A 2,733-nucleotide genomic window follows, 5' to 3' on the forward strand; every position below is an offset into this window, starting at 1 on the left:
GTGGAACGGCACAACGGGACGGCCCGGCGCATGAATCCACACCAGGTCCGCAGAAGCCTCGCGTTCGCGAGGCTTCCCCACGTCCGTCAGACGGTCAGCGATCTGGTCAATGGGATCTATAACTTCTGTCGGGTGAACCGGAGCCTGCGAGTCAAGTTGGATGAACCGATGGGGCGTCGTCAATATGCGCAACGGACGCCAGCAATGGCCATCGGGATCACGGACACGGTGTGGAGCGTGCTGCGCCTGCTCAGCACCGTGGTCATGAAGAACCCATGTCGGTCATGATTCCAGCCTTCTACCGTGGAAACGACGGCCTGCATCATCTGGTTCAGCGCGAGAATATGGCGTTGACTTTCGTCCTCTACCAAGCGTGTCCCAGAAAATATCGTCGGTCCGCGCGCCGTCATCACACCACCTATAGTCGGCACATGACTCCTGTGACCAGTCCACTGTCCAGACGCCAACTGCTCAAACGCGGCTCCGCAGCGGCGCTGGTCTTCACCGCCGGCCCGGTGTTCCGCCTGGCCCAGGCCCAGACCCCCGGTACCCCGGATCTGGTGCTGCTCAATCTCGCAGACCTGCACTCGGCCTACGACCGGCTGCCGCAGCTCCTGACCCGCATCCGCGAGGTCAAGGCTAGGAATCCGGGGGTGCCGCACGTGCTGCTGTTCAACGGAGACCTGTTCGAACTGGGCAACGTCGTCGCGGTCCGGTCGGGGGGCGCCCTGGACTGGGCTTTCATGCGCGCGGTTCAGCGGGAAATGCCGGTGATCTTCAACATCGGCAACCACGAGGCCGATCTGATGGACCAGCAGGATTTCGTGCGGCAGGCGCGCGCCCTGGGCCTGACCGTCATCACCAACCTGTATGACCGCCGCACGGGTCTCCCCTACGCCCGGACCTTCACCACCATCACGGTGGGCGAGCGGCAGATTCCGGTGCTGGGCCTGGGCGTCAATGCCCTGAGTACCTACCCCGCAGCCATCCGCAACACCATCCTGCCGCCGGATCCGGTGGAGTTCTTCCAGTCGGCCTACACGCCCCTGACCACGGGATCGGACTTCAATATCGTCCTGACCCACGCGGGCGTCGTGCCGGACAAAGCCATGCTGGCAGGACTGAAGGGCCTGAACCTGATGGTGGGCGGTCACGATCACTTGCATTTGCGTCATGACGAGGGAAAGAGTATTTACCTCCACAACGGCTTCAAGGGCGAACTGCTGAATGTGGTGGGCGTCCAGTTTGGTGCGCAGGGGGCCACGCTGACCAGCGAAGACCTGCCCATCAGCGAGGAGGCTGGTGGGGACCGCCTTCTGACAACCCTGATCGCCCGCCAGCGCGAGCTGCACCTCACTGCCGAGGACCGGGCCGTGATCGGACAGATTGGCCAGACCTACACGGTTCAGGAAGCCGCGCGCTGGGCAGTGGAACAAGTCCGCAAGGCCACTGGCGCAGACATCGTGGCGATCAACCACACCTCGTTTGGGCGGGGCTTCAAGAAAGGGGACGTGACCCAGGTGCAGTTCGCCGAGTTTCTGCGCTTCGACAACAAGTTGATGGCGGCGAAAGTGGACGCGGCCACCCTGACCGGACTCCTGAAACTCGCCAACCAGGACCACGACACACGCTTTGAAGACCTGACGGGCGACTTTATTTACACCAATGAACTTCAGCCAGAAGCCGGGCGAACATACACGCTGGTCACGGTGGACTTTCTGACGCTGCCACAAAACCAGGAGCGGTTCTTTGGGAAAGGTGGCCTGACCTTTGAACAGCTGGGGACGCTGACATCCAAAGGGGTGCTGGCGGCGGCCTTACGTAACTGAGGGAGCGAGAGCGCCTGGCGTGTGGCTGGCAACTCGGCGAGATCCCCGGACACGCCCGGCCCACTTTGAAAAAGTCTGTCTCTGCCTCCAGGGACCCCGACAGCCACAAAGCGGCCAGCCTGCTGGCGGCGTGGCCCACCCGGTGAAGCCGGTTCAGACTGGACGTCAGGAATGTTCGGAGAGGATGCCCGCCGACATCGGTTCCACTTCCACTTCGGAGCGCAGCCGGTCTTTGAGGTCGTCGATAAATCCCTGGGCGTCCAGAGCGGTCAGCCGTCGGTGGGCCTCTTCAATGACCTGAGCGGGGTCGAGTCGCCCACGCAGCACCAGGTCACGTAGAGTATCGAACTCAGACAGGGTAAATTTCTTGGAGTACAGGAGTGACACGCGTTTGACAGTAAATGTCGCCGCGTCGTCGGGAGAGAGCCGGGCGAGTTCCTCCGACCAGCTCGGCACCGCCGTTTCATCACTTTCCCTGGCAGGCACGCGCGGCGTTTCCGGGCGCAGCGTGATGGTTTTTCCCACCGCCGAATCAGGATACTGATCGGCATTTTTGATCAGGTGGACCAGGGCGTGCGCTGGCGTTTTTCGAACCGTCAACTGGCCGGATTTGACCAGTCGCTCGAACTGTTCGATACGGCTTGACAGGACCGAGGTGGTGTACTGGCGGGCGAGTTGCCGCGATACGCCGTCGGTCACCCCGTGCATACGTAAGCGGTGCAGGACCGCCGGGTTGACTGGAGTGAAGTCGGGAGAAAATTCGTAATGAAGGCGTTGTTCGCGGCCCCGGCCTTCAGGCACCACCTGACGCAGTTCAGTACTGGACAACTTGATGTTGACAGTGTTCTGAACGGCATTTTTGCCGTTTGGGCATTTGATCGTAGTCTGAAACGGCAGTAGGCGG

At 61.8% G+C, this 2,733-nt stretch carries 1 protein-coding gene and 2 pseudogenes; 2 read left to right on the plus strand and 1 reads right to left on the minus strand.

Annotation, left to right across the window (positions count from 1 at the left end):
* Positions 1–288 (plus strand): annotated as a pseudogene (locus Q319_RS28485) (IS1 family transposase); the annotation flags it as partial.
* Positions 289–431: 143 nt separating this feature from the next.
* Complete coding sequence (locus tag Q319_RS0123035; RefSeq protein ID WP_162178707.1) at positions 432–1,829, plus strand: metallophosphoesterase; 1,398 nt, start codon at positions 432–434, stop codon at positions 1,827–1,829.
* Positions 1,830–1,994: 165 nt separating this feature from the next.
* On the opposite strand, the pseudogene Q319_RS25155 reads toward Q319_RS0123035, so the two are convergent.
* A pseudogene (locus tag Q319_RS25155) lies at positions 1,995–2,733 on the minus strand (hypothetical protein); the annotation flags it as partial.

The sequence above is a fragment of the Deinococcus marmoris DSM 12784 genome, assembly GCF_000701405.1.
GTDB lineage: Bacteria > Deinococcota > Deinococci > Deinococcales > Deinococcaceae > Deinococcus > Deinococcus marmoris.